Genomic DNA, 218 nt, shown 5'->3' on the forward strand with positions numbered 1-218 from the left:
GGCGGTGACCGTTCGGGCGAGTTGCGGAGCGGGTGCCGCCCACGTCGACGGCGACGACGAGCAGCCGAAGTGGGCCCAGGTCGCCGACACCGCCGCCCAGCACGCCACCGCCGCCGGCGACGCCCCGTCCCCCCCCGCCGCTCTGAGCTCGTCGCCGGTGCCCTCCCCCCGGGCGCCGGCGTAGCACACCTCCTTCATCCTGTGCCCCAGCGCACCCA

1 protein-coding gene is annotated in these 218 nt (G+C 77.5%); it reads left to right on the forward strand.

All coding sequences use genetic code 11. The annotated features are described in order from the left end of the window. The coding region (locus QM588_RS25660; protein WP_283317440.1) for a hypothetical protein at positions 1-184 on the forward strand (184 nt) is incomplete at its 5' end. Positions 185-218: the final 34 nt, after the last annotated feature.

Source organism: Rhodococcus sp. IEGM 1354 (genome assembly GCF_030056855.1).
Classification (GTDB): domain Bacteria; phylum Actinomycetota; class Actinomycetes; order Mycobacteriales; family Mycobacteriaceae; genus Rhodococcoides.